At 68.4% G+C, this 14,381-nt stretch carries 12 protein-coding genes; 11 read left to right on the plus strand and 1 reads right to left on the minus strand.

From position 1 onward, the window contains the following. Positions 1 to 228 precede the first annotated feature (228 nt). From ACR2MZ_RS07545 to ACR2MZ_RS07595, 11 genes are all read left to right on the plus strand, one after another. Entirely contained in the window at positions 229 to 507 is a 279-nt protein-coding gene (locus ACR2MZ_RS07545) for an NAD(P)H-binding protein (protein WP_434004450.1), read from the plus strand. A gap of 314 nt (positions 508 to 821) precedes the next feature. Next, a complete protein-coding gene (locus ACR2MZ_RS07550; protein ID WP_434004451.1) occupies positions 822 to 1,376 on the plus strand; it encodes a class I SAM-dependent methyltransferase in 555 nt (184 codons plus the stop codon). A gap of 36 nt (positions 1,377 to 1,412) precedes the next feature. Continuing rightward, complete coding sequence (locus ACR2MZ_RS07555) at positions 1,413 to 1,985, plus strand: integrase catalytic region (protein WP_434004452.1); 573 nt, start codon at positions 1,413 to 1,415, stop codon at positions 1,983 to 1,985. Between the two features lie 667 nt (positions 1,986 to 2,652). Further along, entirely contained in the window at positions 2,653 to 3,297 is a 645-nt protein-coding gene (locus tag ACR2MZ_RS07560) for a histidine phosphatase family protein (RefSeq protein WP_434004453.1), read from the plus strand. Positions 3,298 to 3,856: 559 nt separating this feature from the next. After that, on the plus strand, positions 3,857 to 5,095 hold the full coding sequence (locus ACR2MZ_RS07565; RefSeq protein ID WP_434004454.1) for a glycosyltransferase family protein: 1,239 nt from the start codon (positions 3,857 to 3,859) through the stop codon (positions 5,093 to 5,095). Next, entirely contained in the window at positions 5,092 to 6,354 is a 1,263-nt protein-coding gene (locus ACR2MZ_RS07570; protein WP_434004455.1) for a glycosyltransferase, read from the plus strand. Before ACR2MZ_RS07565 ends, ACR2MZ_RS07570 begins: the two co-directional genes overlap by 4 nt. Before the next feature lies 1 nt (position 6,355). Continuing rightward, a complete protein-coding gene (locus ACR2MZ_RS07575; protein ID WP_434004456.1) occupies positions 6,356 to 7,579 on the plus strand; it encodes a glycosyltransferase family 4 protein in 1,224 nt (407 codons plus the stop codon). A 2-nt stretch (positions 7,580 to 7,581) separates the two neighbouring features. Further along, positions 7,582 to 9,441, plus strand: coding sequence for an ABC transporter ATP-binding protein (locus ACR2MZ_RS07580; RefSeq protein WP_434004457.1), 1,860 nt, complete (start codon positions 7,582 to 7,584; stop codon positions 9,439 to 9,441). Positions 9,442 to 9,490: 49 nt separating this feature from the next. After that, positions 9,491 to 10,981, plus strand: a complete 1,491-nt coding sequence (locus tag ACR2MZ_RS07585; RefSeq protein WP_434004458.1) for a UDP-glucose dehydrogenase family protein — start codon at positions 9,491 to 9,493, stop codon at positions 10,979 to 10,981. Positions 10,982 to 11,088: 107 nt separating this feature from the next. Then, complete coding sequence (locus ACR2MZ_RS07590) at positions 11,089 to 12,474, plus strand: sensor histidine kinase (RefSeq protein WP_434004459.1); 1,386 nt, start codon at positions 11,089 to 11,091, stop codon at positions 12,472 to 12,474. Beyond that, entirely contained in the window at positions 12,471 to 13,160 is a 690-nt protein-coding gene (locus ACR2MZ_RS07595; protein ID WP_434004460.1) for a response regulator transcription factor, read from the plus strand. Before ACR2MZ_RS07590 ends, ACR2MZ_RS07595 begins: the two co-directional genes overlap by 4 nt. 19 nt (positions 13,161 to 13,179) lie before the next feature. On the opposite strand, the gene ACR2MZ_RS07600 is transcribed toward ACR2MZ_RS07595, so the two are convergent. Continuing rightward, positions 13,180 to 14,148, minus strand: a complete 969-nt coding sequence (locus ACR2MZ_RS07600; protein ID WP_434004461.1) for an NAD-dependent epimerase/dehydratase family protein — start codon at positions 14,146 to 14,148, stop codon at positions 13,180 to 13,182. Positions 14,149 to 14,381 lie beyond the last annotated feature (233 nt).

Raw genomic sequence — 14,381 nt, forward strand, 5'->3', positions numbered from 1 at the left:
CCAGCAACCCACTGGCAGACTGGAAAGCAGACTCGCAACCGTTGGGAGGTGTTCCAGGGCCTGCGGTCGTGGCTGCTGCTGATCGGGTTCGTGTTCACGAGCGTCGGGTTCGCGTTGGGGTAGGCACTGGCACGACGCGGAGAGGGGCCGACCCTGGGTCCCTGGGCGGTCGAGATCCAAGATGACAGCGCCCCGCCAGCATCGCCATTGAACGATAGGAGCGGGCAAATGAGGATCCTCGTCGGCGGCGCCAGGGGCGGGCTCGGTCAGGACTTCGTCGCCGACGCGGTCGCTCGCAGCCACGAGACTGCCGCCCTCCTGCGCGACCCGGCGCGTGTCACGTTTTCGGAAGCGGTTGAAATCGTCCGGGGCGACGTCCTCGATCTCTCCTCGCTCACACCGGCGGTCGTCGGGCGCGAGGCGGTGATTTGTGCGCTCGGCACCCCTAGCCCGCGCCGCTCGAGCACGCTGTTGAGCGTGGGACCCGGAACCTCGTGGCCACGATGAGCCAGAAGGGCGCGTCCGGCGGCTGGTCTGCGTCACTTTGCTGGGCACCGGATCCAGTCGAGCGAACGCCTCCTTCTTCTACCGCGAGGCGACCTTGCGGGTGCTGGCACCAATCCTTCCCGACAAGGAGGCGTAGGAGCAAGCGGTGCGCGCCAGCGACTCGAATGGATCGTGGTGAGACCTCCGCGGTTCGTTTTAGGGAAGCCACGACGCAGCATCCGTGTGATCCGCGAAGGCGAGCGGGGACGTCTGGACCACCAGCTCAGGCACAAAGGCGAACGACTCATCGTCGACGCGCGATACCATGCGCGCCAATGGATGCTGGCCTTCGTGGTCCGAGCCGCACGGCGCTGATGGCCGCGATGGGGCGCGCGCTTCATCGCGACGGTCCACCGCCTCATGTCCTCGACGACTGGATGGCGGCCGATCTCGCCGGGGAAGAGGGCCGTGCGATCCTCGCCAGCATGCTGGCGAACGCCCCAGCCGATCGCATGCACGCCTTTCAAGCGTGGAGTGCGGTGCGCTCCAGGTTCGTCGAAGACTTCGTCGAGAGCGCCGTCGTCGCCGGTATCAGTCATCGCGCGCTGCGCACCGGGGACACTCGCCGTCTCAGCCATGACCAGCCCCCCAACGTGCTCGACGAGAACGGTCGCGGTCTCCTCGCCGAAGTCAGCGGGACTGCGGCGAAATACGGAGAGCCGTTCATCAGCCTCTTCCGACGAGATCAGATAGAGCAACTGCTCGTCGAGCACGGGTTCGACAGCGTCGTGCACTTCGGTGCGGAGGAGGCGGTGAGCCGCTACTTCGGCGGCAAGGACGTGGGCGTGCCCGACGTTCAGCGGTTGGTCACCGCCGCCGTCGCCGGGTGACAATCCCGGAGGCGCCGGGAAGGGCACCAGCACAGCGTGCTCCAACGCACGGTCGGCCGACCTCGCCTGCAGATGGGCGACTGCATCGTCCTCGCGGCCATGGCTCAGCGGTTGTCGCGTTCGGCCTGGCGGTCGCTGGTGGTCAGCCCCGACACCGTGGTCCGCTGGCACCGGCAGCTGGTACACCGGAAATGGGCAGCGTTCGGACGTCGCGGGCGCCTCGGTCGGCTACCTGTGTCGCCGATCACGCGAGGTCTCATCGTCAGGCTGGCCACGGACAATCCAACTTGGGGATATCTGCGCATCAAGGGTGAGGTGCGCAAGCTCGGCAACCACTTGTCTGGCGCCACAGTTCGCCGCGTTCTCCATCACCGCCGGATTCCGCCCGCTCCGCGACGGAACGGAATCGGTTGGGGCGATTTCCTCCGCGCTCATTCTGGAGCTGTCCTGGCCTGCGACTTCTTCACCGTCGACACTGTCCTGCTCCGTCGCCTCTACGTCTTCTTCTTCATCGAGATCTCCACCCGACGGGTCTTCTTCGCCTGCTGCACTGCCCACCCGGAGGGGCCTGGGTCACACAGCAGGCGCGCAACCTATCTTGGCATCTAGGCGATCGACCCCAGTCACCCAAGATTCTGGTCCGCGACCGGGATTCCAAGTTCCCGGCGGCATTCGACGAGGTACTTCGGTCCGAGGGCGTCATGGTGGTCAAGATCCCTCCGGGTGCCCCGCGGGCGAACGCGTACGCCGAGCGGTGGGTGCAAAGCGGCCGCCGAGGCTGGCACCAAGCTTGGAGCTTCAGTACGTCTCTCAGTCCGATTTCATCCACCGAACGAACTGGACGACGGCGCGGCTATCATTTTGAAACCCCCACAGGCTTCGAGTGAGGTTGCACGGACTCCGGGATTGTTCTCAGGCTCCAGCGCAGAAAACCACTCCCGCCCTCCACTCCGCAATAGTCGCTTGCGTAGCGGTCGTCCGCGCTTGCTCCTGAGCGATGCCGCGTGCTGAGAAGAAGCGCAGATGGCTCCATGGCAATGGCAGGCCGGTTTCAGCGCGGCCCCGTGCTCGCTCCGGTAGGCACTGGGCCTCCCGAACCGCCGGGAAGTACATCACCTCCAGCGAGTCTGCGCCTCATGATTGGGATGTTGGACCGACTCACGGTCCCTTCGCCATGGCCGCCCTGCCTGGCGCAGGCTGCAGGCTACTAGACACGCCCGGGCGGCAAACCCAAGAAAGCTCGTAGCAGGAAAATGCTGACGCCTCAACCCGGAGCATGCTGATCCATAGGTCGGGGGAGGGTGCGTGGCCGCGACTGCTCATGTTGCGCCACGGCGCGACACCGGCTCCGCGCGACGTCTATCTCGGCTGCCGCGCGGATCCGCCGCTGAGTAATCGCGGGACCGAGCAGGCACTACGAGCGCGCGCATCGCTCGATGGTGCTGGGCTCGAGGTGGTAGTCACCTCGCCGCTGCGACGGGCTCTGGAGACCGCCACGCTGGCAGTGCCCCACGCAGGTCTCGTCGTCGATGGGCGGCTACGCGAACTCGACCTGGGCACTTTCACAGGACTCACATGGGAGCAGATCAAGGCCAGCAACCGAGAGGCCGCATTGGCATGGCGGCGCGGCGGCGCGCCGCCTGCGGGCGAGCATCCATTGCAGATGTGGCGGCGCACAATTGAGGCGGCCCTGGAGATCGCCGATCGGCTCGGCGACGGGGGTGGGAGGGCGCTGGTCGTCAGCCACAACGGCCCCATCCGGGCACTGCTGGGCAGCTCCCGAGGCTTGGAGCCGGGGAGCGCCCGACACCTGCGTGTGCCCCACGGCTGCTTGCGCTCCATCCGCCTGACCCCGGCCGTGCTGCACCGCTGGAGAGAGTTCGTCGGTCAGGGCCGGCCACGGGAGTCCGGCGCTACCTAGTGCCGGCGTCGCTGTCCCGGCCGTGGTCCGGCCGGAGCTGGGAATGAGAGAACTCTCATGGCCGGCTCACATGCCCTTCAGCACGGTCGGTCAGCCTATCGGTATGAACGGATCCGGAATCGGTCCGCCCAAAGGCCCGATCGCTGCCGCGGCAGCGGCGGTGATCATCCTCGGTGGAGGCCTGTTCGGGTTAGTCGCCCTGGGTTCCCCACCAGCCGTCGGAGTACCGGCCAGCGTGGCGGTGTCGACGGCGACGCCACCAGCTGAAGGCACGCAGGCGGCTCACGCGGCTCCGCCAGCTTCAGTGCAGAGTCAGCCGCCCGCGTCGCCGCCAGCTTCAGCACAGAGTCAGCCGCCCGCGTCGCCGCCGTCCGGCTCATCGCCCGCGCTGGCAGTGATCGCACCCGAACGGCCGGTAGTGGTGCTGGGGCCGGCACCGGCGGCGTCGGAGCAAGCGGCTCCAGCGTCGGAGCCGGCGGACTCCAAGGATCCTGGCGATGGCTGAGCTCACCGAGCAGATTCATCAATCGCCGGTTTCCTCGGTTTGGAGGCATACTCAATGAGCATCTCCCCAGGGGGGCGCCTTCGGCGCCTGCTGCTCTACTCCCACGATACCTACGGCCTAGGCCACCTGCGCCGGAACCTCGCCATCGCCTCCGAGATGCTTCGCACGACCAAGCAGCTGCAGGTGGTCCTGATGAGCGGGTCGCCGGTTGCCCCCAGGTTCCCGATGCCGCGGGGGCTCTCACTGGTCAGCCTGCCCTCCGTGGTCAAGGTCGCAGCCGAAGAGTACGCTGCTCGCGAGGGCCGGGTCGGCTTCGGAATCGTGAGTCGGGCCCGGGCCGCGATCATGGCCGACGTCGCCTTGCGCTTTCAACCTGATGCGCTGCTGGTCGACCACGCGCCGCAGGGCATGAAGGGCGAGCTGCTGCCGACCTTCGAACTGTTGAGGCAATGCCTTCCCGAAACCCGCATCGTGCTTGGGCTGCGTGACGTGCTCGACGATCCCGCCACGGTGCGGTGCTCCTGGCACGCGCAGGGTGTCCTGGAGACGCTGGAGCAGGTCTACCACCGGATACTGGTCTACGGCTGCCAGGAGATACTCGACGTCGCCGCAGCCTACGGTATCCCAGCGAGGCTGAGATCCCGGATCAGCTACTGCGGCTACGTCTCCCGCTCATCTAAACCCGCCGAGGATCGGGCTGTTCGCGACCGTGGGAAGCTACCCGAGGGCCCCTTTGTGCTCGGCACCGCGGGCGGTGGCGAGGACGGGGTGGCCGTGCTTCGGGCAACGCTGCGAGCTGCCCAGGCGCTCGGTGCCGAGAGTCTGCTGGTAACCGGCCCGCTGATGCACAAGGAGATCCGAGACGAGCTGGCGGCGGAGGCGGCTGCGAGTGGTCGCGCGCGGGTGGTGGAGTTCGTGACCGATCTGCAGCGGGTGATGGCATGCGCGGCGGCGATCGTCACCATGGGTGGCTACAACACGCTCTGCGAGGCAGTCGCGAGCGGGGTGCCGACGGTCGTGGTGCCGCGGACCTGGCCGCGCCGCGAGCAGGCGATCCGGGCTGGTCTCTTTGCTGAGCGTGGCCTGGTACGTGTGGTGAACCCGGGCGATGAGCTGGCGGAGCGGCTGGTTCTTCCGCTGCGAGCGGCGATGGCCCAGGGCGGCAGCCGCGGGACCCCGATCGACCTGTGCGGGACGCAAAAGGTGCGAGAGGCCTTGCTGGACGAGGTGGCGCGTCCGTGGACCCGCCGCATCGTAGTTCCTAGACAGCTGCGTGAGCGAGAGTCGGCATGATCGTCGGATACTTGACCAAGCGCTTTCCCCGGCTCTCCGAGACCTTCATCCTCGATGAGATCCTGGGGTTGGAGGCGTGTGGGGTCCCGCTCCGGCTCTACGCCATCGCACACCCGAGGGAGGCCGTGGTGCAACCGGACAGCGGCCGAGTCAAGAGCGCTGTCGCCTACCTGCACGGCAGTGGCGGTTGGCGCAACGCCTGGCGCACGTGGGTCGCCACCGCACGAGCTCATCAGGGGCTTCTGGCCCGCGACCCCCACCGATACCGGGCAGTCTTCGGCTACATCCTCCGGCGCCGTCGGCACGTCACTTCCTTGCGCCATTTCTGGGAGGCTGGGTACCTGGCTTACATGCTCGAGCAGGAGGGAGCCAGACACATTCATGCCGCCTTCGCCCACGGCCCGGCTGCGGTGGCGCACTTCGTCCACCTGCTGACCGGGCTTTCCTTCAGCTTCGCTGCCCATGCCAAGGACCTCTACCTCTCGCCGCCAGACCTGCTGGAGCGGAAGGTGGCGGATGCCGAGTTCGTGCTCGTCTGCACGGCCGCGGCGGCTCACGACTTGGGCCGGATCGCCGGTGCCCACGCTGGCAAGATCCGGCTGGCACCCCACGGGGTGGACACAACCCGCTTTCGGCCGTCGGCTGGAGGGTGGGGCACGGCTGGGCCCGCCTCCGCCGGCTCGGAACCGCTGCGCCTGCTGGCCGTGGGCAGGCTGGTCGAGAAGAAGGGCTACCCCGATCTCCTGGAAGCGCTGGTGCTGGCCCGGGCGGCTGGGCACGCGATGGACCTGACTGTGATCGGAGCTGGGCCCCTACTGCGGGTGCTCAAGGTGCGCGCCGAAGAGCTGGGCCTCGCCGGCAGGGTCCGCTTCCTGGGTGCCCGCACCCACCAGGAGGTGGCCGCCGCCTACCTGGAGGCGGATGTCTTCGTGCAGGCCAGCGTGGTGCTGCCGAACGGTGATCGGGACGGGATCCCGAACTCACTGCTGGAGGCGATGGCCAGCGGCTTACCGGTGGTCGCCACCAACGTGGGCGGCATCCCCGAGGTGGTGGTCGACGGAGAGAGTGGGCTCTTGGCCATGCCCGGCAAACCGGAGGCGCTGGCCCGTCTGCTCATCTGTCTGGCGGCCGATCGGGTGACGCGCCAGCGGCTGGGCCGGGGTGCCCGGGCGAGGGTGGTCGAGCACTTCGATCGGGTCACCATGATCAGGGCTATCGCGCCGCTCTTCGGCCAGCCGTCGCTTGCGAAGGTGAGCTGAAATGCGGATCGTCTACCTGCTCCCCGATCCGGGCATCCCTGTCGGTGGCGTCAAAGGCGCCTCGGTCCACGTGGCCGAGGTCTGCCGGGCGCTGTCGCAGGCGGGAGCCGAGGTGCTGCTGCTGGCCATGCGCGCGGTCGGTGATTCACCGCCGGGGGTGGAATTGGCCGTGTTCGGCAGCGGCAAGCTTCCGTCGGGAGCCGAGGGAGAACTGGCACGGGAGCGGGCGGTCAAGGACTTTTTCGCCTGGGCCGGGCCGAGAATTGCCGCCTTTGGCGCCGGCGTGATCTATGAGCGCCTCTCCCTTTTTGCCGGGAGCGGCGGGACGCTGGCGGCTCGGCTCGGTGTACCCCGCCTGGTCGAGGTCAACGCGCCGGTCGCCGCCGAGCGGGGCCGCCACTTCGGCCTGGGCCACGTGGAGCTGGCGGAGAGCGCCGAGCGCGCGGCGCTGGCGGGCGCCGCTGTGATCGCCATCTCCGAGCCGGTGGCGGCCTGGAGCCGTTCGCGGGGAGCCGCCACGGTTCTGATCGTGCCGAACGGAGTGGACGCCGAGCGCTTTGCTCCGGAGCGCAACGCGGTGGCCGGCGAGGCATTGCGCCGACGGTTGGGACTGGAGGGATCGGAGCTGATCGGCTTCGTCGGCAGCCTCAAGCCCTGGCATGGTGTCGAGGTGCTGCTGGAGGCGACCGCCCAGCTGGCCTCGCGCCGACCCCTTGTCCAGCTCCTGGTAGTGGGTGACGGACCCGGGCGGGCAACTCTCGAGGCCCAGGCAGCCAGGGGCCCACTGGCCGGTCGCTGTCAGCTGACCGGCCCGGTGCCCAGCACCGCAGTGCCGGCATACCTGGCCGCCGTCGACGTTGCCACCGCTCCCTACCTGCATCCAGGACTCGCTGTCGGCTTCTACTTCTCACCCCTAAAGGTTCTGGAGGCGATGGCAGCGGCGCGACCAGTGGTGGCGTCATGCTTCCCGTCCATCAAGGAGCTACTCGGTGGAACTGGCCGGTTGGTCGCGCCTGCCTCCTCTGAAGGGCTGGCGACGAGTCTGGAAGAGCTGCTCGATCACCCCGAGCGCGCCCGCGCCCTCGGCGCCGCTGCCCGGGCGCGGGCGATCCGCTTCTACAGCTGGAGCGCTGTGGCGGCCCATATCCTGACGGCGGCGAAGGGCGGAAGCCCAGCTGGCCGCACCGCCGCGGAACGACCGATGGGCGCGAAAACGAGTCGCTGACGGTGGCACCCAACGACCCCGCCGTCACCCCCAGCCCCGCAAACCGGCGCCCGCTGCGTCGCTTCCTGCGCTTCCTGCGCCCGGTGCGGGGCATGCTCGCCCTTGGGCTGCTCGCCAGCGCGCTCCAGGCCGCCTTCCAGTGGATCGCGCCTTGGCCGCTGAAGCTCATCTTCGACAGCGTCCTCAACCACCTGCCGCTGCCGGCCTGGCTGCGCTTCCTGCCCGGGGCACCCGACCAGCGGCTGGCGATCTTGGCGGTGGCCATGGCCTTGATCGCAGTCGGGCTGGGTGGCTTCAGCTATGTCTCGATGCTCTGGGTCTCGCAGGCCGGCCAGCGCCTCGTCTACGACGTCCGGCTGGCCCTCTTCACGCACCTCGAGGCCCAGTCCCTCGGATTCCACCAGCGGCGGCCGCTGGGCGACATCATGAGCCGGCTCAGCGGTGACGTTCAGGCCCTCCAGGGGCTGATGGTCAACGCCGTACCGACGCTGCTCAGCAACCTTCTCACCCTGCTCGGAATCATCGTGATCATGGTCTGGGTGGACTGGCACTTCGCCCTGATCACGCTGGCTCTGGTGCCAGTGCTCCATCTCAGCGCCAGCCGCCTAATGGCCGGCATCAAGACCTCCGTCCGTCAGGCGCGAAGACAAGAGGGGGTCGCGGCTTCAGTGGCCCAAGAGGTGCTGGCCGCCATCGTCGCGGTCCAGGTCTTCGGCCGCGAGGCGGAGGAGGCCGAGCGCTTCGCCAGTGCCACAGGCGAGGGGCTCTCCGCCAGCCGGCGCGCGATCGCGCTGCAGTCAGCGCTCACCACCACGGCCAGCGCGGTCACCGCTCTGGCCGTGGTGCCGGTGGTCTGGCTGGGAGCGCTCGCTATCCTCCACGGGCAGCTCACCGCCGGCGAGCTTCTGGTCTTCATGGCTTACCTGCGAGCCACCTACACCCCGATCAGGCAGATGGCCAAGCTGGCGATCGTGTGGAGCCAGGGCACCGCCGCAGCGGAGCGGATCGCCGAGGTCCTGGACACCGCCGAAGAGGTGCCTGAGCACCCACGGGCTCAGCCCCCCGCTCCAGGCGGTGGGGAGCTGGTCTTCGAAGGTGTGAGCTTCCTCTACGCCGACGGTCACCCGGCCCTGTCCAACGTCGACCTGGAGGTGACGGCCGGAAGCCGCCTGGCCCTGGTTGGCGCCACCGGCTCAGGCAAGAGCACCCTGGTCCGTCTCATCCCGCGCTTCTTCGATCCCAGCGCCGGGACCGTGCGGCTGGACGGCGTCGACCTGCGGAAGCTTGCCCTCGCCGGCCTCCGCCGGCAGGTGGCATTGGTGACACAGGAGCCCTACATCTTCCGAGCCACGGTCTGGGAGAACATCGCCTACGGCGCCGTGGGTGCGAGACTGTCCAGGGAGGCCGCCATTGCCGCGGCTCGGGCGGCGGGCGTCGACGAGGTTCTCAAGGGGCTGCGCGACGGCTACGACACCCTGGTGGCGGAGCGAGGCTCGACGCTCTCCGGCGGCCAGCGCCAGTGCGTCTCGGTGGCCCGCGCCATGGCTCGGAACCCCAGTGTGCTGATCCTCGACGAGCCCACCACCGGCCTCGACGCCGGAGCCGAGGCGTTGCTGCTGGCGGCGCTGGAGCGGCTGGCCGAGGGCCGGACAACGATCGTCGTCAGCCACCAGCTCGCCGCTGTGCGCGACGCCGACCAGATCGTGGTGCTGGACCAGGGAAAGGTGGCCGAGCGGGGCACCCACCGCGAGCTTCTGGGAGATGGCGCCGGCTACTCGAACCTGCACTCGATCCAGGCTGGCCAACTGGCTGCGAGGGGACTCCCGATGCCAAACGTCGGCGTTGCGGAAGCACATGGATGACCGTTTCGGTCCGCGGGCAATGGCGTGAGACGGTTCTCATCGAGGCCTCATGGCCATCTCAGCAGCGGCCGCCACACTGGTGGTCATGAAGATCCACCCGGATGCCCAGCTCGGCCACCAGCAGTTTCTCCCAGGAACTGCTGCCTCGATGTTCGCCTCGCCCAGACCGAGGGCAGCGAGACCGACCCGACTCTGCGTGGTCGGAGCCGGCTATGTCGGCCTCACCGCGGCGGCCTGCCTGGCTGAGGCCGGCCACACCGTGACCTGCCTTGAGGCCGACCCGGGACGGCTGGCGCTGCTGAAGGCGGGTCGGATTCCGATCGTCGAACCTGGGCTGGCGGAGATGGTGGCGCGGTCTCGGCAAGCTGGCGGGTTGCGCTTCACAGATGAGGTGGAGGAGGCGATCGAGGGAACTGGCTACGCGCTGCTCTGTGTCGGCACCCCGCCCGGAATCGATGGTAAGCCGGACCTGAGGCAGATTGGCGACACCGCGAGGCAGCTAGCGGCTGCCGCGCGCTCCGACCTGGTCCTGATCGTCAAGAGCACGGTGCCTCCCGGCAGCTGCGAAGCGCTGGAGATCCTGGCCGCGGACGCCGCCGGGCCCGACGTGCGGGTCCCCGTCGTGTCCAACCCGGAGTTCCTGCGGGAGAGCCGGGCCGTGGCCGACTTCTTCGCTCCCGACCGGATCGTGGTCGGAGCCGACGACCCTGAGCTGGGCCGCGACGTGGCCGCGCTCTACCCGGCGGGCTGCCCCATCCTCGTCTGCGACCGCCGCAGCGCTGAGCTGGTGAAGTACGCCGCCAACACGTTTCTGGCGGTCAAGATCTCCTTCGCCAACGAGGTCGCCGGGCTGTGTGAGCGGCTGGGCGCCGATGCCGGCAGGGTGCTCGAGGGCGTTGGCCTGGACGCCAGGATCGGAGCTGCCTTTTTGGGCCCCGGGCTCGGGTTTGGCGGCTCCTGCCTTCCGAAGGACCTGTCCGGCTTCCTGGCGACCGCCGCCTCCGTTGGCTACGAGGCACCATTGGCCGCGGCCGCGCGGGCCGTCAACGGCAGCGCGCAGGAGGCGGTGCTGGCGAAGCTGGAGCTCGCCCTCGACGGCGTGCGCGGACGGCGGCTGGCGGTCCTGGGCCTGGCCTTCAAGCCCGGCACCGACGATACGCGGGACTCCCCAGCCGTGGCCCTGGTGCGGAGCCTCGCCGCCCGCGGCGGAGTGCTCAGTACCTGCGACCCCCTCGGCCGCTGCCGGGAGCTGCCGGCCGACGTGTTCTCTGATCCCTACCGGGCGGCACGAGGGGCGGAGGGCCTGGTCGTCGCCACCGGCTGGCCGGAGTTCGCCCAGCTCGATCCGGTGCGTCTGCGAGCTGAGATGGCGGGGACAGTCTTGGTGGACGCGGCCGGTGTCCTCCGCGGTCAGGGCTGGAGGGAAGCCGGCTTCAGCCTCTATGGCGTCGGCTGGGGTCTGCCCAGCAGCTTGCATCCCGTGGTCTGGCCGCCGATCACCTGGGCCCTACCCGCGGCCGGGGGCCTCAGCGCAGCCTGAGTCAGGCGGTTTCGCGCCCGTGCTAGGCTCGGGCGGAGGGGATTCCGATGGTGTGGCGGCGGCGACTCCCGCGAGTCTGGTCGGATAGAAGCCTGGCCGTCCGGCTCGTGCTTGTCCAGGGTCTGGTCCTGCTGCTGGCGATGGGGGTGGTCCTAACGGTGGTCGGGCAGGCCTTCCAGAGCAGGTCGCTGCATCAGGTCGACACCGAGCTGGTGGACGACACCCGCGAGTTCAGCAGTGCGGCCAGCGACCGGACAGCCAGCCAGAGCCTCGACACCTTCGCCAGCGAATACCTCCGCCGGCAGCCGCTCGAGTTGGGCAACTTCTTGGTGGTCCAACTTACAGGCCACGGCGCAGTTGGGAGCGAAGGATCGCAGATTTTGGAGGAGAACCCACAGATCGATCGCTGGCTCACGAATCCGCCAACGCAGGTCACCTTGACCCAGGTCGGGGTGGGATCGACCACGTACCGGATGCTGGTAAGCCCGATCACTGTCAACCAGCGGCCAGTCGGCGTCCTGATCGCAGCCAAGGACCTCTCACGGTTGATGGACCAGTCCAGAAACGTGCTCCTTCTCACCGCCGGCGAGGCCGGCGCCGCCCTGCTGGTCGCGATGGTGAGCACCTATGTGCTTCTGCACCGCGTGCTCGGCGTCGTGGGCAAAGTGACCGATACCGCCGGCCACATCATTCGCGAGGGCCATGGCCGCCGCTTGCAGGAGCGAGCGACGGAGGACGAGATCGGCCAGCTGGTGCGAACCTTCAACGAGATGCTGGCCCGGCTGGAGGCCGCTTTCCAGACCCAGCGGCGCCTGCTCTCCGACGTCTCCCATCAGATGCGGACGCCGTTGACCGTCATCCGCGGCCACCTCGAGGTGGCCCGCCGCGGCGGCTTCTCCGATCCCATCGAGACGCGCCAAACCGTCGACCTCGTGCTCGACGAGCTCGAGCACACAACCGCGCTCGTCGATCGCATGCTCTTCCTGGGTCGTGCCCTGGAGCCCGACTTCATCCAGCCGGAGCCGGTGGACCTGCGCTCGTTCTTGGCCGATGTCCACACGGCGGCTCAGACCTTGGCGCCCCGACGCTGGGAGCTGGGAGCGGTACCCGACGTGGTGGTCCTGCTCGACCGCGACAAGCTGCGAGGTGCGCTGCTGAACCTTATCGACAACGCCATCAAGTTCACCAATCAGCAGGACACTATCCGCCTCGAAGTGGAGCTGAGTCCGGCCCTCGCCATCACCGTCGTGGATACGGGGAGGGGCATCCCTCATCAGCTCCAGCAGCGGATCTTCGAGCGCTTCGAGCGGGGCGGCCAGGCCGACCAGCGGGGCTCAGGTCTCGGCCTCGCAATCGTGAAGGCGGTGACGGAGGCACACGGTGGCCACGTCGGCATCGAGAGCGCTCCTGGCGCCGGCTGCAGGGTACGCATCGTGCTCCCCGCCAGTAGGATCCTGGTCGATCAGGCGCAGCCGGACCCGATTCGAAGATGAACGTCCTGGTCGTCGAGGACGACGTTCGCATCACCTCCTTCCTGGTCAAGGGACTCAAGGCGGAGGGCTACTCGACGAGCGTGGCTTACGACGGCGACGTCGCCAATGAGATGGTCGAGCTCGCCGGGGCAGACTTCGACCTCGTGCTGCTCGACATCGGCCTGCCTGGCACCGACGGGCGCCGGGTGCTGGAGGCGCTACGACGCAAGCGTCCCACGGTTCCGGTCATCATCCTCACCGCTCGCGATGATCTCGAGAGCAAGATCCGGGGACTCGACGCGGGCGCCGCCGACTACGTCACCAAGCCCTTCGCCTTCGAGGAGCTGTTGGCGCGGATGAGGGCCGCCTTGCGCAACGTCGATCAGGCCAGCGCCCAGCTGCTGGTGGTGGAGGACCTCAGACTCGATCTGCTCACAAAGGTGGCCTGGCGGGCTGGGCGGCGGATCGAGCTGTCCGTCAGGGAATGGTCGCTGCTGGAGTTCTTCATGCGCCATCCCCAGCAGATCCTGTCACGGGCGCAGATCCTGAACCACGTCTGGGACCTGAACTTCGAGCCGGGCAGCAATGTGGTCGACGTCTATGTCGGCTACCTCCGGCGCAAGCTCAACAGGCGAGACCTGCAACCAATGCTCCAGGCTGTCCGCGGCGCCGGCTACCGGCTCCTCGCCCCAGGGCCCCCAGCTTGATGCTGAGGGCGCATTGGGATCAGGCGGCGGAGCGGGCTCCTCTCCGCAGCCAGTCGACTTCGCGCCGATAGCCGTCGGCAAAACTCACCTTTGGCTCGAAGCCGAGGAGCAGGCGAGCCCGCGCGGTGTCGGCTTCCGTGTGGCGCACATCACCGCGGGCAAAGGGGCTGGGCCTGATCTCGAGGTCGTGGCGGACCAGCTTCTCCAGGAGCGAGAACACTTCGAGCAGGCTTATCCGTGAGCCCCCTGCGACGTTGACCGCCAGCCCTACCACCGGAGCTCGCGCAGCAAGTTGGGTCGCCTCCACCACGTCGTCGACGTAGGTGAAATCCCGACTCTGGGTGCCGTCGCCCAGCAGCTCGATCGGGCCGCCGGTCAGTGCGGCCTCGGCAAAGCGCCGCAGGCCTAGGTCCGGGCGCTGACCGGGGCCGTAGACGGTGAAGTAGCGCAGTGCCGTCGCCTCCAGCTGGCGGCCGTTGGCTGCCAGGCAGATGCGCTCCCCCTCGAGCTTGGTCTCTCCATAGGGTGAGACTGGTGCCGGGGTGCCGTCCTCCCGCAGGGGAAGGGCGGCGTCGCCGTAGACCGATGAAGAGGAGGCGTAGACGAGGCGCCTCACCGACGGCGCCGCCGCGCAGGCCTCGACCAGCCGAGCCGTCGCCAGGACGTTGTCCCGCCAGTAGAGATCGCGGAGCTCGAAGCTTGGGCGGACGCCAGGCCGTCCAGCCAAGTGAAACACGACGTCGACGCCCTCCAGTAGCGGCGCGAGCGTCTGCTCCACCAGGTCGCCGGTGACATGCCGATAGCGCGGGTGCTGGCGCAGCAGTGCCGAGCGCGCCAGCTTCTCGCCGACTTCATAGGTGGGCGTGTAGGCGTCGATTCCGATTACAGCGTTCCCCTCGTCGAGCAGGCGCTGAGTCAGCCGGGCGCCGATGAAGCCGGCTGCTCCAGTGACCAATACCGCACGATTCCGGGCGAGTCTTGACTCCATGGTTTTGATCATGGATCCGTCCACTAAGCCGACCATTAGAGGCAAATGAGAGTCTCCTCATGTCGCCAGTACTGGCTAGTGAGAGCCAGGTCTATACACAGCATGTGAAACTCGGGTCGCTCTTCTTCCTCAGTCCGTCACTTCCCCGCCTCAACCCGGCCATGACTGCCAATGTTCTAGACAGGTGAACTGTGGGAGCAGTCTGAGCCTCCAGCGGCGTGGTCGGGAGGGCC

The sequence above is a fragment of the Candidatus Dormiibacter sp. genome (assembly GCF_050999135.1).
Classification (GTDB): Bacteria; Chloroflexota; Dormibacteria; order Dormibacterales; family Dormibacteraceae; genus Dormiibacter; species Dormiibacter spiritus.

Coding starts and splice junctions, on each gene's coding strand:
- ACR2MZ_RS07560 (WP_434004453.1), top strand. CDS start 2,653: ATGCTGATCCATAGGTCGGGGGAGGGTGCGTGGCCGCGACTGCTCATG.
- ACR2MZ_RS07595 (WP_434004460.1), top strand. CDS start 12,471: ATGAACGTCCTGGTCGTCGAGGACGACGTTCGCATCACCTCCTTCCTG.
- ACR2MZ_RS07565 (WP_434004454.1), top strand. CDS start 3,857: ATGAGCATCTCCCCAGGGGGGCGCCTTCGGCGCCTGCTGCTCTACTCC.
- ACR2MZ_RS07575 (WP_434004456.1), top strand. CDS start 6,356: ATGCGGATCGTCTACCTGCTCCCCGATCCGGGCATCCCTGTCGGTGGC.
- ACR2MZ_RS07570 (WP_434004455.1), top strand. CDS start 5,092: ATGATCGTCGGATACTTGACCAAGCGCTTTCCCCGGCTCTCCGAGACC.
- ACR2MZ_RS07545 (WP_434004450.1), top strand. CDS start 229: ATGAGGATCCTCGTCGGCGGCGCCAGGGGCGGGCTCGGTCAGGACTTC.
- ACR2MZ_RS07600 (WP_434004461.1), bottom strand. CDS start 14,148: ATGGAGTCAAGACTCGCCCGGAATCGTGCGGTATTGGTCACTGGAGCA.
- ACR2MZ_RS07585 (WP_434004458.1), top strand. CDS start 9,491: ATGGCCATCTCAGCAGCGGCCGCCACACTGGTGGTCATGAAGATCCAC.
- ACR2MZ_RS07550 (WP_434004451.1), top strand. CDS start 822: ATGGATGCTGGCCTTCGTGGTCCGAGCCGCACGGCGCTGATGGCCGCG.